Origin of the sequence: Paenibacillus cellulositrophicus (genome assembly GCF_009363095.1) — a bacterium.
Lineage (GTDB): Bacteria > Bacillota > Bacilli > Paenibacillales > Paenibacillaceae > Paenibacillus_AQ > Paenibacillus_AQ favisporus.
On record NZ_CP045295.1, the window covers coordinates 1,635,181 to 1,660,592 of the forward strand.

Annotated in this window: 20 protein-coding genes and 2 riboswitches; of the genes, 5 read left to right on the top strand and 15 right to left on the bottom strand. The window is 57.0% G+C overall.

What is annotated here, in order from left to right; all coding sequences use genetic code 11:
- Positions 1-97 precede the first annotated feature (97 nt).
- From GCU45_RS07495 to GCU45_RS07505, 3 genes are all read right to left on the bottom strand, one after another.
- Positions 98-1,180 carry a hypothetical protein gene (locus tag GCU45_RS07495; RefSeq protein WP_152398516.1) on the bottom strand — a complete coding sequence of 361 codons (1,083 nt, stop codon included), beginning with the start codon at positions 1,178-1,180 and terminating at the stop codon, positions 98-100.
- A 225-nt stretch (positions 1,181-1,405) separates the two neighbouring features.
- On the bottom strand, positions 1,406-4,726 hold the full coding sequence (locus GCU45_RS07500; protein ID WP_152398517.1) for a DEAD/DEAH box helicase: 3,321 nt from the start codon (positions 4,724-4,726) through the stop codon (positions 1,406-1,408).
- 144 nt (positions 4,727-4,870) lie between these two features.
- Positions 4,871-5,944 carry an undecaprenyldiphospho-muramoylpentapeptide beta-N-acetylglucosaminyltransferase gene (locus GCU45_RS07505; protein WP_152398518.1) on the bottom strand — a complete coding sequence of 358 codons (1,074 nt, stop codon included), beginning with the start codon at positions 5,942-5,944 and terminating at the stop codon, positions 4,871-4,873.
- A gap of 270 nt (positions 5,945-6,214) precedes the next feature.
- Between GCU45_RS07505 and GCU45_RS34370 the strand changes: the two genes are divergently transcribed.
- Positions 6,215-6,364 (top strand): RAxF-45 family protein, encoded by a 150-nt coding sequence (locus tag GCU45_RS34370; protein WP_279628456.1) that lies wholly within the window; start codon positions 6,215-6,217, stop codon positions 6,362-6,364.
- A gap of 90 nt (positions 6,365-6,454) precedes the next feature.
- Positions 6,455-8,428, top strand: a complete 1,974-nt coding sequence (abc-f, locus tag GCU45_RS07510) for a ribosomal protection-like ABC-F family protein (RefSeq protein ID WP_152398519.1) — start codon at positions 6,455-6,457, stop codon at positions 8,426-8,428.
- A 180-nt stretch (positions 8,429-8,608) separates the two neighbouring features.
- Here abc-f and GCU45_RS07515 read toward each other — a convergent pair whose 3' ends face one another.
- The 8 genes from GCU45_RS07515 to GCU45_RS07550 form a co-directional block, all read right to left on the bottom strand.
- The gene (locus GCU45_RS07515) at positions 8,609-9,241 is read right to left on the bottom strand and encodes a 50S ribosomal protein L25 (protein WP_152398520.1); all 633 of its coding nucleotides are present in this window, start codon (positions 9,239-9,241) and stop codon (positions 8,609-8,611) included.
- Between the two features lie 280 nt (positions 9,242-9,521).
- Complete coding sequence (locus tag GCU45_RS07520; RefSeq protein ID WP_152398521.1) at positions 9,522-9,980, bottom strand: cupin domain-containing protein; 459 nt, start codon at positions 9,978-9,980, stop codon at positions 9,522-9,524.
- 285 nt (positions 9,981-10,265) lie between these two features.
- Positions 10,266-12,602, bottom strand: coding sequence for a type I pullulanase (gene pulA, locus GCU45_RS07525; RefSeq protein ID WP_152398522.1), 2,337 nt, complete (start codon positions 12,600-12,602; stop codon positions 10,266-10,268).
- Between the two features lie 443 nt (positions 12,603-13,045).
- A complete protein-coding gene (gene gcvH / locus GCU45_RS07530; RefSeq protein ID WP_152398523.1) occupies positions 13,046-13,438 on the bottom strand; it encodes a glycine cleavage system protein GcvH in 393 nt (130 codons plus the stop codon).
- 49 nt (positions 13,439-13,487) lie between these two features.
- Positions 13,488-14,408 carry an L-serine ammonia-lyase, iron-sulfur-dependent, subunit alpha gene (gene sdaAA / locus GCU45_RS07535; protein WP_152398524.1) on the bottom strand — a complete coding sequence of 307 codons (921 nt, stop codon included), beginning with the start codon at positions 14,406-14,408 and terminating at the stop codon, positions 13,488-13,490.
- Between the two features lie 7 nt (positions 14,409-14,415).
- On the bottom strand, positions 14,416-15,090 hold the full coding sequence (sdaAB, locus tag GCU45_RS07540) for an L-serine ammonia-lyase, iron-sulfur-dependent subunit beta (RefSeq protein ID WP_152398525.1): 675 nt from the start codon (positions 15,088-15,090) through the stop codon (positions 14,416-14,418).
- A gap of 173 nt (positions 15,091-15,263) precedes the next feature.
- Positions 15,264-15,376, bottom strand: a riboswitch (glycine riboswitch).
- A 110-nt stretch (positions 15,377-15,486) separates the two neighbouring features.
- A complete protein-coding gene (locus tag GCU45_RS07545) occupies positions 15,487-16,152 on the bottom strand; it encodes an ROK family protein (RefSeq protein ID WP_152398526.1) in 666 nt (221 codons plus the stop codon).
- On the bottom strand, positions 16,125-16,325 hold the full coding sequence (locus GCU45_RS07550) for a hypothetical protein (protein ID WP_152398527.1): 201 nt from the start codon (positions 16,323-16,325) through the stop codon (positions 16,125-16,127). The genes GCU45_RS07545 and GCU45_RS07550 overlap by 28 nt, the downstream gene beginning before the upstream one ends.
- 259 nt (positions 16,326-16,584) lie before the next feature.
- A riboswitch (glycine riboswitch) is annotated at positions 16,585-16,680 on the top strand.
- 280 nt (positions 16,681-16,960) lie between these two features.
- On the opposite strand from GCU45_RS07550, the gene gcvT reads away from it, so the two are divergent.
- The 3 genes from gcvT to gcvPB are packed head-to-tail and all read left to right on the top strand — an operon-like array spanning position 16,961 to position 20,931.
- The gene (gene gcvT, locus GCU45_RS07555) at positions 16,961-18,067 is read left to right on the top strand and encodes a glycine cleavage system aminomethyltransferase GcvT (RefSeq protein WP_152398528.1); all 1,107 of its coding nucleotides are present in this window, start codon (positions 16,961-16,963) and stop codon (positions 18,065-18,067) included.
- Positions 18,068-18,124: 57 nt separating this feature from the next.
- On the top strand, positions 18,125-19,477 hold the full coding sequence (gene gcvPA / locus GCU45_RS07560; RefSeq protein ID WP_208837105.1) for an aminomethyl-transferring glycine dehydrogenase subunit GcvPA: 1,353 nt from the start codon (positions 18,125-18,127) through the stop codon (positions 19,475-19,477).
- Positions 19,474-20,931 (top strand): aminomethyl-transferring glycine dehydrogenase subunit GcvPB, encoded by a 1,458-nt coding sequence (gene gcvPB, locus GCU45_RS07565; RefSeq protein WP_152398529.1) that lies wholly within the window; start codon positions 19,474-19,476, stop codon positions 20,929-20,931. The genes gcvPA and gcvPB overlap by 4 nt, the downstream gene beginning before the upstream one ends.
- A 281-nt stretch (positions 20,932-21,212) precedes the next feature.
- On the opposite strand, the gene ptsP is transcribed toward gcvPB, so the two are convergent.
- The 4 genes from ptsP to GCU45_RS07585 form a co-directional block, all read right to left on the bottom strand.
- Positions 21,213-22,922 (bottom strand): phosphoenolpyruvate--protein phosphotransferase, encoded by a 1,710-nt coding sequence (ptsP, locus tag GCU45_RS07570; protein ID WP_152398530.1) that lies wholly within the window; start codon positions 22,920-22,922, stop codon positions 21,213-21,215.
- Positions 22,915-23,190: an HPr family phosphocarrier protein gene (locus GCU45_RS07575; RefSeq protein ID WP_076169674.1), complete on the bottom strand. Its 276-nt coding sequence runs from the start codon at positions 23,188-23,190 to the stop codon at positions 22,915-22,917. The genes ptsP and GCU45_RS07575 overlap by 8 nt, the downstream gene beginning before the upstream one ends.
- A 314-nt stretch (positions 23,191-23,504) precedes the next feature.
- Entirely contained in the window at positions 23,505-24,359 is an 855-nt protein-coding gene (gene glcT / locus GCU45_RS07580) for a glucose PTS transporter transcription antiterminator GlcT (protein ID WP_145023363.1), read from the bottom strand.
- Between the two features lie 117 nt (positions 24,360-24,476).
- Positions 24,477-25,379, bottom strand: a complete 903-nt coding sequence (locus GCU45_RS07585; protein WP_152398531.1) for a LysR family transcriptional regulator — start codon at positions 25,377-25,379, stop codon at positions 24,477-24,479.
- Between the last annotated feature and the right edge of the window lie 33 nt (positions 25,380-25,412).

Genomic DNA, 25,412 nt, shown 5'->3' on the forward strand with positions numbered 1-25,412 from the left:
TTTTATGCGTTATAACCTAAAAAAGACTGCCCCGGATGATCAACCGACACAAAAGGTCGGTCACCCAAAGGCAGCCTATAGTAAATGAACATGCTGATTACAGAAGGTCGTCAACCGGTTCAAAACCGGTACCGGGATCGTACTCCATCCGGTGGGAGCAATGCATCAGTGCTTCCAGGCAGCGTTCACGTCCTGCATGATAGCCGGCAAAAAATTTCCGCTCGATGCGGATCGACAGCACCGTAATGTACTCCTCCTGCCCGGTCTTTCCGTTCAGTTTGGTGTCCCTCGCCTGCACGACGACCGACTCCAGTGGGAGCAGGGCAAACAGCTCGCCTGCAATCCGGAGGACGGAGCCGCAGATGTATTTCAGCTCCAGGTCATTGCGTTCGGGAACGGTCAGTTCAGGCGAAGCGACTCCTGCTTCGGTGCGGACTTTCGCCTCGCGCGGGATCACCTGCTGGGAATTGACATCCAGTTCCACTTCCACCTCGGAGCTGCTTCGGACGCTGAACTCGAGGCCGCTCCCCAGCATCGTCAATTCCTGCAGCGGGGCCATCTCTTCCAGAACCCGCAAATAGGCGGTACGGTTGCCGTCCAGGATGTCGTGTGCAAAATCGTTGGCTGCTTTCCATGCCAGATAGTCTTTACGATCCTCTTCCCGGGCCAGCTGAACCTGCCTTTCGAGCTCCTCCCGGATCATGGCATCCTGCTTGAGGAGCTTCTGGATACGGGTCGGCTGGAACGCAGCTAAATTCTCCTCAGCCAGCTTCTCTTTCGGCCCCTGTTCCCCTCTCGGGAACGGAGGAGCCATGGCAGCAAGAACATCCCAGAATACCGGCTCCCCGTATGTTTGATCGATCGTCGCGATCCACTCCAGCTGATTGTCGTACCAATCGGCCTCAAACGCTAATTTTTCCGCCTCGTTCCAAGCGGTCTGCCCCTGCTGCCGGTTTATAAGTTCACGGCGCTTAAGATAAGCGCTGCTGTAGGTCGGTGTGGTAGAAAAAAGAGAGGCTATAGAGCCTGCTGCCGCTGACGCAGCCGCATGTTCGTCACGAGGCATATATCCGCTGACAGGCGGCGAATCTGCGCCCTGTTCGCGGCTTCCCCCTGTATCCATGCTGTACAGATGAGGCCCTGAATTGGTTAGGATACCGTAATTGTATCGATTTCGCATACATTCTTCTCCTCATTCCCAAGTCCGTGAATGGATCACAAGTAATAGGTCATTTATACTAAATCATAGAGGTAAATTTCGCCATTGCCGTTCATATTCCTGCATCCTTTTCATGAAAATTTATCGGGATCAAATGGAGCACGGCCGGTTCTCGCAGCTGGACAAGAAAAAAACCGGCCCCTCCCAGGTCCGGTTCATGGTACTTCCATGAAATAAAATGGCTCTCTATAAGGCAAGCAGCTCGCGGATTTCCTGCTCAGTCAAGGTCGTGACCGCGTCATCCGCCGACTCCATCACCTCGCGGATCAAATCCTTCTTCCGCTGCTGCAGCTCCAGCATCTTTTCCTCCACGGTGCCTTTCGTCACCAGGCGAATAACCTGGACCACGTTTTTCTGCCCCATCCGGTGGGCGCGTCCCGCGGCCTGCTCTTCCACCGCCGGATTCCACCACAAATCGTACAGGATGACCGTGTCCGCTCCGGTCAAGTTCAGCCCTGTCCCGCCCGCTTTGAGCGAGATCAGGAATACGTCGTTCTCTCCCTGGTTAAACCGCGAGCACGTGTCCACCCTCTCCTTGGCCGGAGTCTGCCCGTCCAGATAAAAGACCGGAATCCCCCGCTCGCCCAGCTCGCTGCGGATGATCCGGAGCATGCTCGTAAACTGGGAAAAGATCAGGATCCGCCGCCCGCTGCTGAGGCATTCGTCGACCACGTCCAGCAGCTGGGAGAGCTTGCCGGCCGGACCTTCGTACCCGTCCACAAACAGCGAGGGATGGCAGCACAGCTGACGGAGCCTCGTGATGCCGGCCAATATTTTCATCCGGCTCTTCTGGAACCCCTCCATCTCCAGGTCACGGATCGTCTCTTCCTTGAATTCCTCAAGGTAAGCGGCGTACAGCTTCTTCTGCTCAAGGCTGAGCTCCGAGCGCTGAACGGTCTCGATCCGTTCCGGCAGCTCGTCCAGCACATCGGCCCTTAACCGGCGTAAAATGAACGGCTGCACAATTCGGGAGATCTGGCCGCGGGTCAGGCCGCGGAAAGCTTTCTGACCCGTAAAAAGACCCGGGAATACCGCCTCGAAAATCGACCACAGCTCATCCACCGCGTTTTCGATCGGCGTGCCCGTCAGCGCAAACCGCCGCTCCGCACGGATTTCCCGCACCGCTTGGGCGGTCTGCGTCGCGTAATTTTTGATCATCTGGGCTTCGTCAAGAAACAGGGTGCTGAAGCCCATCTCCCGGTACAGCCGGATATCCTTGCGCAGGGACGGATAGGAGGTGATAATTACGTCTGCTTGCTGTGCAGCAAGGCTGTTATGAGATTCGGTTTCTGCGCCCGCAGCCGCTATGCGAAGCAGGGAGTCGCTGCGCTCCTTCCGCGCGCCCAGAGCCACATGAACCTGAACGGACGGAGCGAATTTCTGGAACTCGCTCTCCCAGTTATATACGAGCGATGCGGGGGATACGATCAGGACCGGAAGGTGCCCGCCTTCCTTCTCCCTGCGTTCGGACACAATGTAGGCAATGCTTTGCAGCGTTTTGCCCAGCCCCATGTCGTCGGCCAGAATCCCGCCGAACCGGTAATGGCCGAGCGTCTTCAGCCACTGGAAGCCGTCCCGCTGATAATCCCTGAGCACGTCGGCAAGCTCCTCAGGAACATCGAAGTCCATCTGCTCGGGATGCGTCATATGATCAATCAGCTGGCGCAGCGATTTCCCCATCTGCACCCCGTAAGCCCGGCCTTCCTTGTCACGGAGCTGCAGCCCCTTGACCAGAGGAAGATGGATGCGGCTGCCGGTAATATCGCCTTTTTTCATCCCGAGCTCGTCATACAGCTCGCCGAAGGTTTGGAAGGCTTCCTTTTCCAGGGACACATACGCACCGCCGGGAAGACGGTAATACTTCCGCTTCTCAATCACGCTCAGCAGCAGCTTGCGGATTTCTTTGTCGCTCACATGGTCCAGCTCAAAGTTGATCTCGAGCCAGTTGGTCGTATGGTCCGTGTCCGCCTTGATTTTCGGAGGCTTGTTCGGATTGTGCATCAGCTGCTTGACGGCGGGAGTGGCGTATACTTGGACCCATTTCTCCAGCTTGGGCAGCAAATGAAACAGGATATCGTATACGCTGTCTTCTTCCGACAGGTCCAGCACCATTTCGCGTCCGCTCTGCACAAAGTCCGTTCCTTTCAACGCCTCGATCATCCGCCGCTCCTTATCGGTATCCCGGACCAGAATAAAGTCGCCGTCTTTCCGGGCATCTGTATCGGCAAATGCATCGATCACAACCCCGTCGTACACGAATTCCAGCCTAGCGGTCAGCTCGGTTTCGTCCCGGTCCAAATACAGCTTGACCACGAGGTCCGGCTGCACCAGCTGATCCCGGACGCTGGCGTCCATGCCGACCTTCCCAATGCGCCGCAAGCCGGGAACCACCTTCTCCATCAGTGCGTCCATCTGGTGCGGCGATATGTTAATCCGCTTATGATCATAGCGGTATATCAAGGTTTTCATCTCTGACAGCAGGAGCAGGTCGCGCACCGGCAGCCGGTATATCGTGCCGTCAACAGCTGCGCAGCCGTACGCGGTCATCACGACGACCCGCTTCAGCCCGTTGATTTCCAGATGATAGGCGTCGCCGCTATCGATGCTGCCCACATGGAACGACAGCGGTATCTGGCCTTCACCCAGCTGAATCGGCTGAGGCGAAGCATACTCGCGCTCCATCATGGCCCCGGCCTTGACCAGCAAGGGCAGCAGCTCGTTCCAGCCCAGCGGCGGGATCGTCAGCATCCGCTGGCTGCCCGAGGCTGCGAAGCCGGGAATGGAGCGGCCTGCTTCGTCATACGCGAACTCGCTGCCGCAAATCCGGATCAGCATGTCGATGACCGCCCAGTCCTCGGGCCGGAACGTGTGCTGCTTCGGGCTGTATGTGAACAGCTTGGTAAAAGGCAGGCTTCTCCCTTCCTCGATGTGAAGCAGAAACTGCCTGATATTTTGCACGACGTACAGCCGGTTCGATCCGACCTTCATCTCGATCCGGAACTTCGGCTCCGGCTGATACTCGTCCGTCACTTTGCAGATCCATTCCACAGCCAGCGTTTCCTTAAGCACGCTCGCCGCTTTCTGGCCGGTCTTCAGCCGTTCGCTGTCCGCCATCTGCTCAAACAGCTCGATCAGTCCGCTGGTGAGCCGCACGTCCCTGGAGGAAACCGCGGGCGTCGGAATCGGGACGACCTCCCCCCGCGGTTGCAGCCGGTCCGCCCCGCCCTTTTCTTCTTCCAGCAGATAGATCAAGACGCCAGCGATATGCTTGCAGTAAGGATAATATCCGCCGAAGCCCGCACAATGGCAGGTTGCGCTGAAATCCGCTCCGTCGATATCTACCTCCACCCGGTATATATCCTCGTCCTGCACCACCGCCTCAATGTAACGGTTATCGTCATCGCGTTCCACGATCATGACCTGACCGTAGGCGCAGTATTCCTCACCCCGTTTAAAGGCGGATGCGCCGCATAATGATCTGATTCTTTGCGAAGTAAAAGCCAGCATGTCTTCCGTCCTTTCCGGTCTCCTGTCCTAAAATCTCGTGTACTCAATATACCATAGTTCGGCTCAGGAAAGCGAAAAATTAGGAACTCTTGTTCTCTATTCGTTCAGGTAAAATAAGGTTCCTTTCCAAGGTGCAGACGATCTTCAACGTCGCTTTGCGGTTTCTTTGATCAGCTTGAATACTTCCGCAAGCGCGTCCGTCTTTTGGCCGCTCGCCATGGCCGATACGTAGGCATCCCGATGGGCATACAATGCCCGAACCCGCTCGAGCAGCGTTTGCGGAGACAGGCCTTCCTCTTCCAGCACTTCGGCATAACCCGCTTTTTCGAACGAATGCGCGTTAAGGATTTGATCGCCCCGGCTTTGCTGCCGGGTCAATGGGATGAGAAGCATCGGCTTGCGCAAGGAAAGGAACTCAAAGATCGAATTGGAGCCGGCACGGGTGATCACCAGGTCCGACATCGCCAGCACATCCGGCAGTTCATCGCGAATGTATTCAAATTGACAGTAGCCGGGAACCGTCAGCGCCGGATCGAGCTGCCCTTTCCCGCATAAGTGCACGACTTGAAAAGCTTCCATCAGCTCAGGCAGCGCCTTGCGCACCGCCCGGTTAATGCTCTGCGCGCCAAGACTGCCGCCCATCACCAGCAGGACGGGCTTCCCCGGGGTGAACCCGCACAGCTTCCGCCCGGCGGCAGCGCTGCCCTGTTTCAGCTCATTCCGGATGACGGCGCCGACATGGCGGCCCTTGCCCTTGCCGATATGGGCAGCCGCTTCCGGGAACGTCGTGCACACCGCTTCAGCCATCGGGATGGCAATCCGGTTGGCAAGCCCCGGCGTGATGTCCGACTCGTGAATGATAACCGGCACCCGGTTCAGCCAGGCACCGATGACGACGGGCACCGATACAAACCCGCCTTTGGAAAATACAATATCCGGTTTCCGGCGGTGGATGAGACGGTACGCCTGATAGACGCCCTTGGCGATCCGGAACGGATCCTTGGCGTTTTGCCAGTCCAAATACCGGCGCAGCTTGCCTGTCGATATCGGAAAATACGCCACGTCCGGCAGCGGCGACACCAGCTCCCGCTCGATCCCATTGACCGAGCCTATGTATTCCACTGCCCAGCCTTCCTGCCGAAACAGCGGGATCAGCGCCAGGTTGACCGTGACATGTCCGGCGGACCCTCCGCCGGTAAACATTATTTTTTTCTTCATGAGGCCCTCCACTCGTTTCAACCACTGCATCTTATTGTATTATAATGCCGGTCTGGAGATAAATGCCCGTCCCGCTATTACATCAGCCGTACACACCGACACCCCTTCGACAGCCCGAAGCCGAATTGGGACCACACATCCAAAGCCTGCTGAGGGTTCTGATCAGGGTGATATGGCCATTTTCATAAAATGTTTCATCCATTGCTTGCTTTTAGCACTCGTTGTGGATACAATAAAGCTAACTTTTTTTAACAGGGAGGTGAGGTAGAAGTGGTACGCAATTTTGGAAACGACCGGATCAATCAACTGCCGATGATTTTGTCCGGCATTTTTTACAGAGTTCCCGTTAACGGGATCCGTCTGTCCATTTTTAACAATCCGGTTGTTTTACAAAATTGCGAAATGCCGCTCCTACCTTAACTTCAACGGATAAGCGTTGAACGTTCAAGCCGCAGGGACATTTCCCTGCGGTTTTTTTCTGTAGATGCGGCATCTATGGAGGAAAATACGATGATGATTCAATGCAAAAACATACAAAAATACCATGGTGCCCAGCTCGTTCTGTCCGATGTATCCTTTGAAATCCGCGAAGGGGAAAAAGCCGCCCTGATCGGCCGCAACGGCTGCGGAAAAACGACGATGCTCCACTTGCTGAACGGCGGAGACAAGCCGGACCAAGGCGAAATCTCCATTTCGCGGGGCGCCAAGCTTGGCTTCCTCGCCCAAATTCCCCAAGCCGGAGACGGCGAAACGGTGTATGACATCCTGCTGCGCGCCTTTGCGGCGCCGCTAGAATGGCAGCGGCGGATGCGCGAGCTGGAGGCGCTGATGTCCGGCTCCTCCGCTTCCGGCGGCAAAGAGCCGGAGCAGTGGCTCGCCGAATACGGCAGGCTGCAGGAACGCTTTGAAGCAGCAGGCGGTTATGAAATGGAAGCGACCATTGACCGCATCGCCGGCGGCCTTGGCATCCCCGCGGGCCAGTACAGCCGCCCCTTCGCCTCCCTCTCCGGCGGAGAGAAGACCAAAATCGGGCTCGCCTCCCTGCTGCTTGAGCAGCCTGATGTGCTGCTGCTGGACGAACCGACCAACCATTTGGACATGGCGGCGATCGAATGGCTGGAGCAGTTCCTGAAGGAATACCGCGGCACCGTGCTTACGATATCGCATGACCGTTACTTTCTCGACAAGCTCGTGACCAAGGTGGTCGAGATTGAAGACGGGGAAGCTTTTACCTACTACACCGACTACAGTGGTTATCAAAAGGAAAAGGAAGAGCGGCTCCTGCAGCAGTTTGCCGATTACCAGGAACAGCAGAAAAAAATCAAAAAGATGCAGGAAAGCATCAAGCAGCTGATCGAGTGGGGCAACCGGTCCAACCCGCCGAACGCCGGGTTCCACCGTCGTGCCGCCTCCATGCAGAAGGCGCTCGACCGTATGGTGAAGCTGAAGCGGCCGGTGCTTGAACGAAAGACGATGGATTTGTCGCTGCAGCAGGAAGACCGCTCCGGCAAGCAGGTGCTCGTGTTCGAGGAGCTGGGCAAATCGTACGGCACGCGCACCTTGTTCAAAGGCGTAAACGAAACGCTCCGGTACGGGGAAACCGTCATGCTGCTCGGCGGCAACGGAAGCGGCAAGAGTACGCTGATCAAGCTGGCCCTAGGCGAGCTCGAACCGACGGAGGGGAGTGTAGCTGTCGGCTCGCGCGTCAGCATCGGTTACCTCGCGCAGGAGGAAACGCCGGAAGCCGTCAAGCAGAACGTGCTTCAGTACTACCGGGAGCAGGCCGGCATCGAGGAAGGTGAAGCCCGCGGCCGGCTGGCGCGATTCCTGTTCTACGGCGCCGATGTATTCAAAGACATCCGCAGCCTCTCCGGCGGGGAGTGGACGCGGCTGCGCTTCGCCATCCTGATGGAGCAGAAGCCGAATCTGCTGATTCTGGACGAACCGACCAACCATTTGGACATTGACGCCAGGGAAGCGCTGGAGGAGGCGCTCGAGGAGTTCCCCGGCACCATCTTCGGCGTATCCCATGACCGGTATTTTATCAACAGGCTGGCGGCCAGAATTTGGAGCCTGGATCACGGGCAGGTCCGTTCCTTCATCGGTAACTTCGAGGATTACAAACAGGAAATCCGCAAGCTGAGCGAAGCCGAAACGGCGGCGCAGGCACGGAAGTCTGAGGCGGCTGGCTCAAAGGCCGCGGAAGCCGGTAACCAGGGCAAGGGGCCGGTATCCAATCCGGCTGCTGCGCGCGCCGATGCCGGCGAGCGGCGTTCCCGGAAAAGCGACGCCTCTGCTTCCATTTCACTCGAGCAGTCGATCAAGGAGCTTGAGAGCCGTCTGGGGCAGATCGATGCCGACATGCTGGAGGAAAGCGTCGCCTCGGATCTGGGGCGCCTGCAGCAGCTTCATACGGAGCGGGAGCAGCTTCAGGCACAGCTGGACGCGGCGTATGAGCAGTGGCTGGAGCTGCAGAACGCGTAAACAGGTGATACGTATACGAGTGAAACGTACAAAGGCGATCCGCAGTGAACAAGCAAACGTACACCCACTTCGCCGAGTGGGTGTGCGGACAGTGCACCGCACACACGCCTCATGCAATGAAACCCCCTGGTCGTTCACGACCAGGGGGTTTCTGTACAAGCATGTATATGATAAGAGGTGTTATTCGTTGTTGTCTTCTGCAGCCGTTTCCGCCGCTTCTTCTCCCTCCGCTGCCACGGATTCGTCCGCAGTCTGGGCCTCCGTCGCCATGCGGGATGCCGTTACGGAAGCAACCAGCTCTTCCGGTGAGGCTACGAGCGTTACGCCGGATGGCAGCTGGATGTCTCCGGCTATCAGCTTGTCGCCGATTTCCATATGCGATACGTCCACGGTGATCGCGGATGGCAGATTTGCAGGAAGCGCCTCGACTTCAAGCTCGGTCTCCTGATGCTGAAGCACGCCGCCCACCTTGGCGCCGGCAGCCGTACCTTGGAAGTCGATCGGAACGCGAACCTTGATCGGCTTGTTGGCGGAGATGTGCATGAAGTCCACATGCATCCACTCACCGGCTTTGCGCTGATAATCCTTGATGATCACGTCCAGATCCGACGAGCCTTCCACCTTCAGCTTGAACACTTCGGACCGGCCTGTTCTGGCAACTTTGGCCAGCTCCTTCGCATCGACGCTGACCGGCATGCTCTCGGTCTGTGTCCCGTAGACCACCGCCGGAATGCGTCCGCTTTGTCTCAAGCTGCGCAGGCTCGAATGCTTCGTGTCGGTTCTTCGTTCTGCTGTAAGAGAATGAGATGTCATCTTTTACAACCTCCTCTGATATTTAATCTGTCCCCTGCAGTACACAGGCATATCTATGTATTACCCATTTTTGGCGAAATCAAAACCTTGCAGCGCAAAAACAGCCGGCTGCATCTGTACGCTGCTTAGCCTGGAGTACACTGAAGGAAGGAGCAGTGTATCTAAACAAAAACGTCTTGCAGCGTCCTTTCCAATATTACAAAAAATCCCGCATCGGTCATTGCAACCGTACGGGATTTGGGCTGGCCCGGCGAAGCGGGACATGCCGCTGCCGAAGGTTTTATTTTCCGGATATCATCGTAAAATCGTCAAAATGAAAGCCTGGGGAAACGACGCAGGAGACGAACACCGGCTCGTCGCCCAGCGGCTTGGCCGCCTGCCAGACATTGGCCGGAACGAGCGCCTGCGGCACCTGGCCTTTCTCGACATCCATTCCCAAAATGATTTTGGTCTCCTCGCCCGGCTGTTCCCCATCGCCTCCGAGCAGCAGCTCGAGCGGACTGCCGGAATGCCACAGCCACAATTCATCGGAATAAACGCGGTGCCACGCGGAGGATTCCTCCGGATGCAGCAGGAAATAAATCGAAGTCGCCGAAGGGCGCGAACCCGAATACTTGGGATCCAGCACGTCTTTCGGGATTTCAAAGGACGCCTTCCACAACTCCTTGTACCATCCGCCCTCGGGATGGGGAAGCATGTCAAAGGTTTTCACCAGAGGCGACAGCAGTTTCTCGGTCATCGTAAGCCTTCTTTCTCTGTTATATATCACCCTATCCAAGGGAATCTCACTTTACTTTATAGGAATCACCCGTTTTTGTAAAATGCATGCATCCCTATCCCCGATACAGAAAAGAAAGCTCCATATTTCCGTCATACCGTCGCCCCAAGCTTCTAGACAACTCAGCTTGCAAGCTTCTAAAGCGGCCAAACCTTCCAACCTGTTAAGCTGCTCCATTCCCAGGTTGCCGTACGCTCCAGCCAGCCCCCTTACACAGCCGGCCGCACTCCTCCCGGCACCCGGGCGTCAGCTGATCTTCTTCCAGTCGTCCGATCCGCTCCGGACAAGCACCTTCAGCTTGCTGTGATGCCATCCGAGCTTGATAAACCGGTCCTGGTCGCAGTCCTTCGCCTCCCACTCGTTCAGCCGCACGATATATCCGATTTCCTGCACGTTCAGCGGGACATATATAGTCGCCACAGCGCGTCCGTCCTCCATCCGGTCAAAATCGACCCGGCGTTCCCGCATGCCGCTGCCCCATACCCATAAGTTCCAGCCGTCATATTTGCGGTCCTGGCGCTCATAATGCAGCTCCACCGTCTTGAGCGGGCGCGGACGGCCGCCTTCTTCCTCATACAGAACCATGACCGACAGGCCTGGGACGCTCACCGTTTCGTCGACGATCATCTCCAGCGCCCCGTTCCGGGCCTGAAGGTTTTTGACGGCCACCTTCCAGCCGGTAATGGAAAACGGAATGTCGACCTGCGCCTCCCGAACGTTTGCGTTATAGATGACGATGATATTTTTCCACGTATCGCCGTTGGCATGATCCTTCAGCCGGTAAGCGACGACATTGCCGTCGCAGCGCATGACCTCCATGCTCCGTTTGATCTGCTCCTTGTCCGTCATACGGAACGCCCGGTGGGCGCGGCGCAGCGCGATCAGCCCCTGGTAATACTCGAATACCGGAAGGAACCGGGACTTGTTGCTCCAGCGGATGGCGTTGATCGCATCCCCGCTCCGGTAGCTGTTGTGGTCGCCGAATTTGCTGCGGAGCATCTCGTCACCCGCATGAATGAGCGGAATCCCCTGAGAGGTCAGCACGATGCCGTTGGCCAGCAGCGCTCTCCGGACGCTTTCGTTCTCCAGCAGCCGGTCCTGGTCGATGCTCCGGTAAGGATCGGTGGCTGCGACAGCTTCTTCGAGGCTCCCCCCTCCGGCAAGTTGGCCGTTATCGATACCCCGGATCAGATCACCTCCCAGTCCCTGCGTAATCAGTACTTTATCCCACAGGTTAAGGTTGTCGTGAACCGTCACATAGTTGATCGTCTCCGTAGGTGACCCGGTGAAATCGTCGACCGCCCCCTGAACGCCGGCCAATACTGCCGCTTCCTTGCCGGGCTGCCCCGTGGCAAAGCCCTTTCCTGCACCGTCGCTGTCTCCCTTGATGGCCCCCCGGAAATTGTCGTTGAAAACGGCAAAGCCTTTGCCCCTTTGGGATCCTTTCAAGGTTTGCTGCTTCAGCGGCGTTTCACCGCCTGTCCAAGGCTCCCCGTAAATCAGCAGTCCCGGATGCTCACGGCGGAGCTCCTCGGTGATCTGCGCGATCGTGTCCGTGTCGATCAGACCCATCAGGTCAAAACGGAATCCGTCGATATGGTATTCTTCCGCCCAATAGCGCAGGGAATCCTTGATGTATTTGCGGACCATCGGGCGCTCGGTTGCCAGCTCGTTCCCGACGCCGGAGCCGTTGCTGAACCGCCCTGACGCATCGGTCCGGTAAAAATAACCCGGCACAAGCTTCTCAAACAGGCCGTCCCCCGCAGAGTAGGTATGATTGTACACCACATCCATCACGACCCGGATTCCTTTGCGGTGCAGCGCCATGATCATCTCCTTGCATTCCCGGATCCGGACTTCGGGGCTTGACGGGTCGGTCGCGTAGGAGCCTTCCGGCACGTTGTAATGCTGGGGATCATAACCCCAGTTGAATTTCGGTTCTGCCGAGTCCGGATCATCGACCGTCACCTCGTTCACCGTCGCGTAATCAAAAATCGGCAGCAGATGGACATGTGTCACGCCGAGTTCGGCCAAATGATCGATGCCGAGCCGGCTGCCGGCTGCGTCCCGCACGCCTGTCTCCGTAAACGCTTTGAACTTGCCTTTATACTGGAGCCCGGAATCCGGGCTGATCGAAAAATCCCTGACATGCAGTTCATAAAGTACCGAGTCTTCCACCCCCAGAAGACCGGGAGTTTCATCCTCTTCCCAGCCCTCCGGGCTTGCGGCCTTCACGTCGACGATCGCCGTCCGCTGCCCGTTGGCACTGACCGCCCGGGCGTAAGGATCGGCCGCATAAACTTCCCGTCCGTCCGGGTGCTCCACCTTGTACATATAATATTTTCCGGCCAAATCGCCTCTGAAATGAAGTGACCATACGCCGCCTTCCCCGCGTCTCATGCCGATTTCGAACCCTCCGGCGTGATCGGTAAGCGCTCCGCCGTCATAAGTTCCCGCGTCGTCGTACAAGGCGAGGGTTACCTTCGCCGCCGTCGGCGCCCAAACTTTGAATATACTTTCAAGATGCGTATAATGACATCCCAGGTCGCCACCTTCATATATTTCCACGTTATTCATCATCATTCATCTCACCACCATGGTTTACCTGAATAAATGCCTCAAAAAATCGCTTTCACTACATCCTATGTTACTTTCTTGCCATTTGTAAGGGGTTCTATAAGCTTTTCCCTGCCCAAATTTACGGGACAGCTGTGACTGCATGGTTAAATCATTATATGCTTGTACGCTAGCATTTACCCCATAGTTGCACGGTTCTTTCAAATCATAGAATAATAGATGCAGGGCAGCTTCCATTTAGCGGCGTATGTACCCTCCTCTTATTCTTGTTATCGACAAACCGAATCCTGGTCATAAATAAGCTGGCTTGAAGGAATAGTTTTAAGAAAATAACCCGCACTGCAGGTGCAATAAGCTGTGCAGGGATAACGGGCCGCCGTATAAAATCGTCGTATAAAATCAAAGAGGCTGCGGCACGATGTGCCCCAGCCCCTGTCTCGATATCGTTATTATTCGTTCAAAAATTGCTCATACTGCTCTGCCGTCAGCAGCGAATGCAGCTGCTCGTCCAAATCTCCTTCAACCTCTACCTCGATCATCCAGCCTCCGTCGTACGGCTCGCTGTTGACGAGCTCCGGCTCGCTTTCCAGCGCATCGTTGATCTTGGTGACTTTGCCGCTCACCGGACTGAACAGATCCGACACGGTTTTGACCGACTCGATCGTTCCGATGCTCTCTTCGGCCGCTACGTCGGCGCCGGCTTCCGGCAGCTCCACAAACACGATATCCCCCAGCTGGTGCTGGGCGAAGTCGCTGATCCCGATGCGGACCACAGATCCGCCTGCCTTTTCCACCCATTCATGATCCTTGCTGTACCAACGGTTCTCCTTCACATTGCTCATCGATTTCGCGTCTCCTTTGATTTCAATTTTTGGGGCTGCCGTTAATAGGTTAATCTTCCTTGGCAGGCGCTTTGGCTTCTTTGGCCTTCCTGCGGCGCTGTTCCACCAGTTCCTTGGTCAGCTTGCGGCCAGTTGGCGTCTGGGCGAGTCCACCCTTCCCGGTCTCGCGGTGCTTGGCCGGCATGGCGCTTCCGACCTCCAGCATGACGCCGATCACTTCATCGGCCGGGATAACGCTGCCAACGCCGGCAAGAGCCATGTCCGAAGCCGCCAGGGCCGTGACGGCCCCCAGCCCGTTCCGGACGATGCAGGGAATCTCCACCAGCCCGGCGACCGGATCGCAGATCAGGCCGAGGCAGTTTTTCAGCGCCAGGCCAACAGCATGAACGGCCTGCTGGGCCGTGCCGCCGCGCAGCTCGACCATCGCACCCGCGGCCATGCCGATCGCCGAACCGACTTCCGCCTGGCAGCCGCCTTCCGCCCCCGAGATCGAGGCGTTGTTGGCTATAACATAACCTATGGCGCCGGCACAGAACAAGCCCTTGACCAAATGTTCGTCCTCCCAGCCGAAGCGTTCCTGGGCGCTGACGAATACGCCGGGGATGATTCCGCAAGAGCCAGCCGTCGGCGTCGCGATAATGCGTCCCATCGAGGCGTTCACTTCCGACACCGCCAGCGCGTAGGCCATCGCCTCGGCCGCAGGGCCGCCAAGCGATGTTTCGCCCTGCTGCATATAATCCGACACCTTTTTGGCATCGCCGCCGGTGAGCCCGCTCCGCGACTTGGTGTTGCCGGTGAGGCCCTGGCGCACCGCCTCCTTCATCACACCGTAATATTCGGCCATTTGCCGGAATACTTCCTCGCGGGAGACGCCCGTTTCGCGCGCCTGATCCTCAAGCATAACCTCGGCAATCGTCTTGTTCTCCTGGCGGCAAATCTCCGCCAGCTGTTCGAGGGTCTCGAATCTCATATGATGGTTAGCTCCTTTTGGTCAAATCGATCATCGTTACTTCCTTGATGTGGGGAAGCTTGCGGATGGCCTGAATCGTGCTCTCCTCCGGAGCGGAATCCAGCTCGAACACGGTCATCGCATCCCCGCTGCGTCCCTTGCGGTCCACATCCATATATCCGATATTATATCCGTCCCGGCTGAGCAGCGCGGTCATGTTGGCCAGAACGCCCTGGCTGTCGGAATGCTTCACCGCCAGGGTCGGGTATTCGCCCGTGATCTGCACGTCAAAACCGTTCAGCGAATATACCGCGATCGTCCCGCCGCCAATCGAGGCGGCTACGATTTCAGCGGTCCGGCCGCCCCCGGTCAGCTGGATTTTGACCGAGTTCGGATGCGGTCCGTTGCCCCGGCCCTGAACCCATTCCAGGGTCATGCCGGCTTCTTCGGCCAGCACGTCCGCTTGCGGAATCCGCTGATCATCCGTATCATAATCCATTAGCCCGGCGGTCAGCGCCAAATCGGTTCCATGTCCCCAATACGTCTCTGCAAAAGAACCGAACAGCGTCATCTTGGCCGTCTCCGGCTGGCTGCCCAGCAGCTGACGCGCCACTCTGCCAATGCGTACCGCTCCAGCGGTGTGCGAGCTGGAAGGCCCCACCATGGAGGGACCGATAATGGAAAACACATTTTTAAATCTCACTTCGTTCTACGCTCCCCGTTAGCTATTTTCGACGCGCTTTGCGATGAATTAGACAGAAAAAAGGACAGCAAAAAAGGCGTCAGCACCTTTTCTCTGTCCCTTGTACCTGAGAGTTTGTGCGGCATCGTGCGCCGCGTTCCCCTTGGGTGGCCGTATAGCTCTCTCCAGAGCCGCGTCCCGCGGCGGTTCCTTGTACCTGAGAGATTAGCTGCCTGCATGTGCCTACCTGCAGCTTGCTCCTTCGGTGCCGCCCTTATACGATGGGCGGTCTCTCCCGCGCGCGTTCATCCGCTGAATATTCAATTACTTTCCAGGCATCCGCTCTACTTTTCTAAACTCTGAACTAAGAATAAAGCAGAGCGAATACGGGTGTCAATATAACATATGCGGCCTCGTCTAAAACTCCATTCCCGTGCGCAAAAATTGCATCGCTCCGAGCGCCGCGATCCGCTTGCCGTCTTTCGGGGATGCGAAGGAGCACGCTTGGAACATGTCCGGCAGCGTATGCTTCTCGGCCGTTCGCAAAGCGGTGTCCATATATCCCGGATAGGTGGAGGTACTGCCTCCAATCACCAGGACGTCCGGGTTAAACAGGTGCAGCACGTTGGTGATGGCCAGCCCGCAGTAAAAGCCGGCACGTTCCAGCAAAGCCAACGAATCGCCGTCTCCATCTCGGATCTTGGCGAGGAAGGCGTCGATACCGCAGCCCGCCCTAGCGAGAATTCCGATGCCGCCCGCCAGTTCGTCCACCTTGCGCGGCCCGGCTTCAGTCGCAATAACGGTGTAGCCCAGCTCCCCGGCAAACCCGCCTGCGCCGGTATACATCCGCTGTTTGGAGTAGATCCCGAGCGCAAGCCCCGAGCCGGCCATCATCACCGCGACCGTATCCTTTTCCGGATAATTGGCCGCCTCGGCAACCGTCGCCGCTTTCACGTCATTGATCAGACGGCAGCGAAAGCGCCCTTTGGCAAAATCGTCAGCCGTCACCCCGCACAGCGCGCGGATATCGGAAAACTGCAGGCGGCGGTCTCCCTCTACGAGTCCCGGAAGCGCGATTCCCAGCCCTCCGGCTCATACGGGAGCCCTGCTATAAAACGGTCAATCTCCCCCGCCAGATATTCCAGCGAACAATCCAGCCCGGTAGGGACCTTCCGCTCGACAAGCTGTCCATCCACCTCGGCAACCATCAGCATTTTCGTACATCCCATATCGACGCCTACTACGTTCTTCATCATCACAGCTCCTCCCAAACATCCTGATTCGCTTCACCTTCGGCAGACAGCTCTGGGACGATACAGTCCCCTCAGAGTACCGCTTGGACCAAAATACCCAAAATCGAACATTATCAACATAAATTCATTGTAATATTCGTAAATAGGCATTATGATAATGTTGTTGACACCGGTTTGTACTTTGAGTATTAATAATATATAGAACGAACTCGAACATTTGATTCGAGCTTTATGATGTCGTGAACAAACAATCGTATAGCGGATGATGGTAATGGGAGAGATTACTGCAAGCAGTAACGCCGAAGGAGTAAGCCCGGACCCGGGTGAATCTCTCAGGCAAAAGGACGATTACCGGACGCATCTCTGGAGAGAATTCTGAACGTAAGAATCACCCAAGGGGAAACTTGCTTGTTGCCCGGGGTTGATGTGGAGCCCGAATTTCGCCTGTGAAGTCCCCGGGCCGCTCCATTCACCGGCATCCGTAAGGTAACTCTCAGGTACCAAGGACAGAGCTTGAAAGAAAGTATGCGAGCACGCATGCTTATTCTTTCGCCCTGTCCTTTTTGTGCTGCTTGAAAAAACTTTTATGATGAAAAGCCTAAACAATCCGTGGTAACACGTGAAAACCGAGGTGACTCATGTCCGAATTGAAAAGAACACCGCTTTTTCCGCTCTATGCACAGGTTCCCGGCGTCCGCTGCATCGATTTTGGCGGCTGGGAGCTTCCCGTCCAGTTCAGCGGCATCCACAAAGAGCATGAGGCGGTCCGCGAGGCCGCCGGGCTCTTCGACGTTTCCCACATGGGCGAATTCAAAGTGGACGGCCCGGGATCGGAGGATTTTCTCCAGCTCGTGACCGTCAATGACGTATCGATTCTCGAGCCGGGTCAGGCGCAGTACAGCGCTTTGTGCTATCCGGACGGGGGCGTTGTCGACGACCTGCTCGTCTACAAGCTGGGCGTGGCGTCCTACATGCTGGTTGTGAACGCCTCCAATATCGATAAGGATTGGGCCTGGCTTCAGGAGCACCGGCCGGACGGCGTGAACATGGTGAACGAGTCCGATGGAACTGCGCTGCTGGCTCTCCAGGGGCCGAAGGCTGAAGCGGTGCTGCAGCCGCTCGTCGATGCCGATCTGGGGCAGCTCGCCCCGTTTCATTTTATCCAAAATGTGAAGCTGTTCGGCGCTAGTACGTTGATTTCCCGCACCGGTTATACGGGGGAAGACGGCTTTGAGATCTACCTTGCCGCACAGGATGCTCCTGCAGTCTGGAGCGGCTTGCTCGAGCAAGGCGATAGTGCGGGCCTGATTCCGGCAGGGCTCGGCGCCCGCGACACGCTTCGCTTCGAAGCGAAGCTGCCGCTGTACGGACAGGAGCTGTCCAAGGACATCTCCCCGCTCGAAGGCGGCATCGGCTTCTTCGTCAAGCTGGGCAAAGCGGCCGATTTTATCGGCAAGTCGGCCCTGCAGCAGCAGAAAGACGCCGGGGTGCCGCGCAAACTGGTCGGCATCGAAATGATCGACCGGGGCATCCCCCGCTCCCATTATCCCGTATATGCGGGAGATGAGCAGATCGGCGAAGTGACGACGGGAACCCAGTCCCCGACGCTGAAGCGTAATCTCGGGCTCGCGCTCGTGCAAAGCGGCTATTCCGCCCTTGGAACCGAAGTGGAAGTCGACGTCCGGGGCAAGCGGCTCAAAGCCAAGGTCGTAAGTACCCCTTTCTACAAACGCGAGCGCAAATAAATAGCAGGCTAATAGCATGATACGATTTTCAACCTAACCTAAAGGAGCTGACTCCACTTGAAACACCGTTATCTGCCTATGACCGAACAGGACCAGCAGGAAATGCTGGATACGATCGGCGTCTCCTCTCTGGAGGACCTGTTCAAGGACATTCCTGAAGAAATCCGTTTCAAAGGGGACTTGCCCGTATCCCCTGGACTGAATGAATACGCGCTGACGACGCACCTGTCGGAGCTTGCCGCTAAAAATGCCAATACGGACCAATATGCCAGCTTTCTGGGCGCCGGAATTTATGATCACCACATCCCTTCGGTCATCAACCATGTCGTGTCTCGTTCCGAATTTTACACGGCCTACACGCCGTATCAGCCGGAAATCAGCCAAGGCGAGCTGCAGGCAATCTTCGAGTTTCAGTCTTACATTTGCGAGCTGACCGGCATGGCCGTCGCCAACGCCAGTATGTATGACGGGGCCACCGCCCTCGCTGAAGCCGGCTCCCTGGCCAGCGCCGCCACAAAGCGCAAGCAGCTGCTCGTGTCCAGCACGGTGCATCCGGAGGCCCGTCAGGTTGTCCGCACGTATGCCAAAGGGCTCGGTCTCGACGTCGTGGAGGTCCCTTCCGCAAACGGCGTCACCAACCTGGCCGAGCTGGCTGAAGCCGTGTCCGACCAAACGGCCGCCGTACTCGTGCAGAGCCCGAACTTCTTCGGAGCGATCGAGGATTTGGCAGCCATCGGCGACCTCATCCATGCCAGCAAAGGGCTGATGGTCGTCAGCACCAACCCGATCTCCCTTGGCATTCTCGAAGCGCCAGGCAAGCTCGGAGCCGACATTGTCGTCGGCGACGCGCAGCCGCTCGGCATCTCATCTTCCTTGGGCGGGCCAACCTGCGGATTCTTTGCCGTGTCGCAGGACCATATGCGCCGCATGCCCGGACGGATCGTGGGCCAGACGGTCGACCGGAACGGCAAGCGCGGCTTCGTTCTGACGCTGCAGGCCCGCGAGCAGCATATCCGCCGCGAGAAAGCGACGTCCAACATCTGCTCCAACCAGGCGCTGCTCGCCCTCTGCGCATCCGTATACCTGTCGGTCATGGGCAAGCAGGGCATGATCGAGGTCGGCCAGCTGAATCTGCAGAAGAGCCATTACGCCGCACGCCGGCTGGGCAGCATTTCAGGGGTAAGCATGCCGTTCACGTCCCCGTATTTTAACGAATTTGTCATTAAGCTGCCGGAAGGAACCCGCGTGGCCGAAGTCAATGCGAAGCTGCTGCATAAAGGCATCCTCGGCGGCTACGACCTCGGCAGAGCTTATTCCGAACTGGAAGGACATATGCTGATTGCTGTCACGGAACGCCGCACCAAAGAACAGATCGATCAATTCGCTCAAGCGCTGGAGGGCTGCATATGATTCAGGAAAAAGCGTTGATTTTCGAGTTGAGCCATCCCGGACGGATTGCCTACTCTTTACCGGAGTTTGATGTCCCTGTTGAGGAAACCGAAGAGCTGATCCCAAGCTCGATGCTGCGGTCGGAGCCGGCCGCGCTGCCTGAAGTGTATGAAGTGGACGTCATCCGTCACTATACCGAGCTGTCCCGCCGCAATTTCGGGGTGGACAACGGCTTCTATCCGCTCGGCTCCTGCACGATGAAATATAATCCGAAAGTGAACGAAGATGTCGCCCGTTATCCGGGCTTTGCCAAAATCCATCCGTATCAGCCGGAGGACAGCATTCAGGGCGCGCTTGAGCTGCTATACCGCCTGCAGGACGATTTGGCCGGTCTGACCGGCATGGACGCCGTGACCCTGCAGCCGACCGCCGGCGCGCATGGCGAATGGACCGGTCTCATGATGATCCGCGCCTACCATGAAAGCCGCGGCGAGCAGCGCGACAAGGTCATCGTGCCGGATTCCTCGCACGGCACCAATCCGGCCAGCGCCACCGTCGCGGGGCTGAAGACGATCACGATCCCGTCGACCGACAAAGGCCTCGTCGACCTCGACGCCCTGCGTGCCGCCGTCGGCAGCGACACCGCAGCGCTGATGCTCACCAATCCGAACACGCTTGGCCTGTTTGAGGAGCAGATTCAGGAAATTGCCGCCATCGTCCACGAGGCAGGGGGCCTGCTGTACTACGACGGAGCCAACTCCAACGCGATCATGGGCATCACTCGCCCGGGAGACATGGGCTTTGACGTCGTGCACCTGAATTTGCATAAAACGATGAGCACGCCGCACGGCGGCGGCGGTCCGGGAGCCGGTCCGGTAGGCGTGAAGAGCCGCCTGATTCCGTTCCTGCCCCGCCCGCTCGTGTCGAAAACGGCTGAAGGCAAATATACGCTCGAAGGCGGCAGCGACCAGTCCATCGGGCGGGTCAAGGCGTACTACGGCAACTTTGGCATTCTCGTCCGCGCTTACACCTACATCCGCAGCTACGGCCCTGAAGGTCTGCGCCGCGTATCGGAGTGCGCCGTGCTGAACGCTAACTATATGATGAGCCGGCTCGCGCCATACTTCGACATTCCGTATCCGGGCGTCTGCAAGCACGAATTCGTCATGTCAGGCTCCCCGCTCAAGCAGTACGGCATCCGTACGCTGGACTTGGCGAAGCGCCTGCTCGATTTCGGCTATCACCCGCCGACCATTTACTTCCCTCTGAACGTAGAGGAGTGCATCATGATCGAGCCGACCGAAACGGAGAGCAAGGACACGCTCGACGCCTTTATCGATACGATGATCCGCATCGCAAAGGAAGCGGAGGAGCAGCCAGAGCTGCTGTTGAACGCGCCGTACGACACGCCAGTGACGCGGCTGGACGAAACGACCGCGGCACGCAAGCCAGTGCTGAACTGCGCCTGCAGCTGATTTTCGGATTTGGATTCGATATTATTCGGATTCAATGCGGATTCAGATATTGGAGAGAATACCCAGGAGCACCCTTTTCAGGGTGTTCTTTTTTTATATATTTTCTGTAAACCGGAGACATAACCATATAAAAAAAGACCGGCATTCTATAGAATACCGGCCAAGCTCGAATAAAGATATGCGTTATGCGTGCAAAGCTTAACTAAACTCAGGTTGATAAATAAGGGTTATAAATCGTGATGCCTTTCTAAATCCCCGCTGGTCACCAGCAGAACCATCCGCTACTGAAGGTTCTGTACCAGCTGCGTCACTTCCTCCGCCGTGCCGAGCTGCAGCGCCTGTTCGGCGAGCCGCTCCATATCCGCCCGGGACAGCTTGGAGATCTGACTGCGCGCCGGAAGGATGGACGAGGCGCTCATGCTGAACTCGTCGAGCCCGAGGCCGAGCAGAATCGGGATGGCCACGGCGTCCCCGGCCATTTCGCCACACATGCCGACCCACTTGCCCTCGCGGTGCGCGGCGTCGATGACCATTTTGACCAGACGAAGGATCGCCGGATTATAGGGCTGATACAGGTACGATACCTGTTCGTTCATCCGGTCGGCTGCCATCGTGTACTGGATCAGGTCATTGGTGCCGATGCTGAAGAAATCCACTTCCTTGGCGAATACGTCCGCCAGGACGGCTGTCGACGGAATTTCGACCATGATCCCGATCTGGATGTCGTCTGCGACGGCGATGCCTTCCGCCGCCAGCTTGTCCTTCTCTTCCAGAAGAACGGCCTTGGCTGCCCGGAACTCGGCAAGCGTGGCGATCATCGGGAACATGATGCGGAGGTTGCCGTGCACGCTGGCCCGCAGCAGAGCTCTCAGCTGGATCCGGAAAATGTCCTGCCGGTCCAGGCAGAGGCGAATCGCGCGGAATCCGAGAAACGGATTCATTTCCTTCGGCAGGTCCATGTAAGGCAGCTCCTTGTCGCCGCCGATGTCCAGCGTGCGAACGACTACCGGCTTGCCTTCCATCTGCTCCAGCACGGTTTTGTAGGCGTTGTACTGCACATTCTCCGAAGGCAGCTTGTCGCGGCCCATGTAGAGGAACTCGGTCCGGTACAATCCGACCGCTTCGCCGCCGTTGTCAAGAACGCCTGCCACGTCGTTCGGCGTACCGATGTTGGCCGCCAGCTCCACATGAACCCCGTCCTTCGAGACGGTTGGTTCCGTACGGAGCTGCTTCCACTCCTCCATCTGCTTCGCATAGGCCTGCTGCTTCGCCGTGTATTCGGCGATCACCTCTTCGGTCGGATGGATGATGACATCACCTTCAATCCCGTCCACGATCACCAGCTCGCCGCTCTGCACGGAGCTTAGAACGCTTTTCGTGCCGACCACTGCCGGAATTTCGAGCGAACGGGCCATGATGGCCGAGTGCGACGTTCGACCGCCGATATTCGTCGTAAAGCCTTTCACGAACTTGCGGTTTAAGCCGGCCGTGTCCGATGGAGTCAGGTCCTCGGCGATCACGATGACTTCCTCATCGATCTCCGACGGGCTCACGTATTGAAGGCCGAGCAGATGCTTCAGAATGCGCTTGGTTACGTCCCGCATATCCGCGGCGCGTTCCTGGAGATAAGCGCTTTTCATATTTTCGAACATCCGGATGAACTGCGCTGCCGTCTCATCCAGGGCATATTCCGCATTGACCGCTTCGCTCCGGATTTTGTCCTTCACCGGGTCAATAAGCTCGGGATCGCTTAAAATAAGCAGATGCGACTCGAAAATTTCCGCTTTTTTCTCGCCCAATTCCGCCATCGTTCGCGCCTTGATCGCCTCAAGCTCCGCCCGCGACTTGACCAGCGCATCATCCAGCTTCGCAAGCTCGGCCTGAACGTCATCCGCCTGCTTGCGGCTTACCGTGTAATCCGGATGCTCCAAGATGAATGCGCGGGCAATCGCAATTCCCGCCGATGCCGCGATTCCCTTGATCTTATTCATGAATCTCGCCCAGCCCCTCGCCAACCATAACCTGCTCAAGCGCTTCCAGCGCTGCGCGCTCATCGCCGCCTTCCGCGATCAGCGAAATGATGTCGCCCTGCTCCAGATCCAGAGACAGAACGCCCAAAATCGATTTTAAAGTAACCTTCTTCCCGCCGGATTCGGCAAAACATTCCGTATCCTTGAATTTGGTAGCTGTATTGACAAGCGCCGTCGCCGGACGCGCATGGATTCCGTCTTCATCGATAATTTTAAACGTTTGCTGCATGAGGATCATCCTGCTTTCTGTTGAGATTTTGTAAATACCAAAAAGGCATGAGTATCCGCTCGGGATCCTGGTCTCTACCGCTAAGCGTTAGATTGCCCCAGTAATGGGGAAAACAACCAAGATCTACAGGTTTACTCATGCCTGATCGTATCAGTAACACGTATGCATGTTCAATTGGGTTCATTACAGTCAGTATTGTAGCACCCATCCCGCCAAGTTGCAAGCGCTTGATATTCACAAAAAGGCGCCTGCGCTTCTTCCAATTCGAATGCGGCGGTACCATACACAATCAAAGGCGCCACACCTGCAAGCGATCAATCCACGCGCCCCTGCTTTTTGTGAACCAGACGCTGGAGATGGATCGTCAGATATCCCACTTCCGCCGGATATACGGGCCGGCCGAGGCGCTCCTCCATCACTCCGGTCAGCTTTTGAGCGAGCCGGTACGTATCCGGATATTCCCGCTGCATCAAGGCGTCGAGCGTGTCTGTTTCCTCTACGGCCTCGCCTCTGCGGATTCGCTCCAAAGCAAAGCGGAGGTGCGTAATCAGGCGCGAGTAGTCCAGCGAATCCCGCGGGACCCGGAAGTCCATCTCCGTCTCCACGATGTGGACCAGATCACTGATCAGCTCGGAATGCTTGCGCACTTCGGAAATATGCTGGTTGGTCAGCGCGCCGTGGATATGCAGAGCGATAAATCCAGCTTCCTCTTCACCCAGGTCCACACCAAGCTTCTGATGAATCAGCCGGACGGCGAACTCCGCCATTCGAAACTCCTCGGGGTACATTTCTTTGGTCTCGTACAAAAAGGGATTATGGATATGAATGCCCTGCTGCATGCGCTTGATCGCAAATGCGATGTGATCCGTCAGTGCGATATGGACATGCTCGTTCAAGGCCCCTGAGCTTGTCTGGTCGGCATGCAGCAATATTTCGTTGACCGCTTCAATCAGTTTCTCGTCGACCTGAGGCAGCAGCTGCTTGTACTGCTCCTGCTCCTCCGGCTTGGTCAAAATAAACATCTTCTCTACCTCAGCCAGCGGAATGGCCTGCCCGGACTTCCGATTAAAGCCGATCCCTTTGCCGATGACCACCACCTCGCCGTGCTGGGGATGCTCGGCAATGATGACATTGTTGTTTAACACCTTGCTCACTTGCAGACTGCTCACACTATGCACCTCGTTTGCTGACGCCTGATAAGTTTATCATCTCTGACAGACAGAAAAAATATCAGAAATCTGCCGATTCGTCAAACCGAGCGGACATGAAACCGTGCATTCCCTATTCTAATCGCCTCGGCCACTATCTTGATGATGCGATGCAGCCAGCCTGGCAAAATAGTTCGCGGCAAAATCGCGAAATGCCGCAGCGGTATGCGTCAAATACCGTTCCTGCGGCCAGGACAAGGCAATCGAGCGTTTGCACCAGCTTTCCTCGAGCCGCAGCAGAACGACGTCCGGCCCGGTTGAACCGCCCCAAGTAATAGCCGGCAGAAAAGCAACGCCTTGACCCGCCCGGATCAAACCGCGAACCATGGCCGGGTCGTCGCTCTCAAACCGGATACGCGGAGTAAAACCGGCTAGGCGGCAAAAAGCATCCGTCGTTTCGCGCAGCGATTTGCCCGGAGGCAGCGAGATGAAGCTCTCCTCCCTCAGCTCCTTCAAGCCGATTTGCGTACGGTCAGCGAGCGGATGGTCCGCGGGAACCGCAACGAAAATTTCCTCTTCCAGCAAAGATAGCGACGTTGTTCCCGGCGGCAGTTCAGCCCCGTCAGAAAGGCAAAGATCGAAGATCGCCGCCCCTTCGAACGTCGAATGCTGCAGCAAATGGAACTCGGCGGCCGGGCATTCTTTGCGGAAATCGGCCAGCAGGTCCGGCAGTAAATGCGAGGAAACGCGGACGTCGAGCGAGACGGCGGGAGAAGCAGAGCCCCCGAGGTCCTGCAGCTGCAGCTTGCCGTCCTCAAGGGCCTGCAGGGCGATATCCACCTGGTGCAAAAATAACTTGCCGTGCTCGTTCAGCCGTATGCTTTTGGGCTCCCGCTCAAACAGCTTCGTCCCCAGCTCGGCTTCCAGCGAGGCGATCATTTTGCTGAGCGCCGGCTGCGAAATATGCAGGCTGCGGGCAGCCTGGGTCATATGCTGCATCCGGGCAGCAACCTGAAAATATTTTAGCTGCAGCAGTTCCATTCCATATCCCTCTTTCGATCTCGAGAATAACCT